This is a genomic window from Clostridium puniceum, assembly GCF_002006345.1.
Taxonomy (GTDB): Bacteria; Bacillota; Clostridia; order Clostridiales; family Clostridiaceae; genus Clostridium; species Clostridium puniceum.
The window spans coordinates 1-749 of the sequence record NZ_LZZM01000139.1; the positions used below are offsets into that span (position 1 = coordinate 1).

The 749-nt window shown below is 27.5% G+C and carries 1 protein-coding gene; it reads right to left on the reverse strand.

Annotated features, from left to right (window positions below):
- Nucleotides 1-86: 86 nt before the first annotated feature.
- A partial coding sequence (locus CLPUN_RS10750; RefSeq protein ID WP_423237292.1) for a tyrosine-type recombinase/integrase occupies nucleotides 87-749 on the reverse strand: 663 nt, incomplete at its 5' end.

Sequence of the window (749 nt, forward strand, 5' to 3'; positions counted from 1 at the left end):
TTTTTTCAGTGCATATATTAGTAATAATTTTTTAGACTAGTCCTAAATAAGTATTCTTTCTTTTTTTACCGATTAATGAATAAAACTTATAATTTGCTATCAGTTATTTCTGCTGCATCCTCTATATCTTTATTTCCAAAACCTAAATATAATTGTGTTGTTTCTATACTCTTATGCCCTAAAGCTTTTCTTACATAATTCATATCGTGTTTCTCCTCCCATAATCTATTCGCATATGTTTTCCTCATGCTATGTCCACTTATATGCTCCATTCCTAAATCTTCACCTACTTTCGTTAAAAATTCACTAAACGATTTTGCAGAAATATATCTACCTTTTTTTGACTTAAATGCATATTCTGATTTCTTTTTGTCTTTTAAATATTCTTTTAATAATTTTCTAAGTTTAGACTTTATTGCAACTTTTCTTTTTTTCGGTATTTTTTTATCATACTCTGGATCATTATCTTTTTTATTTTTCCAACGTCTGTATTGCTTTTTTTCTTGAATAAGAAAAAACTCTTCTTCAAGAGCTTCTTTTATTTCTCCTACATTTAAATCAACAATATCATCTGTTCTATATCCAGTTGCAATTCCTAATAAAAAGAGCATCAAATTTCTTTCCGGAAACTCTTTGCTCATTTCTACTATTCTATACTTAAATTGTTTGTATCTATTTTCTGGAATTGGCTCTGATGGTTCTTTCACTTTTCGGACTTTTTCTTCTTCATATTCTAATTCATCTTCATC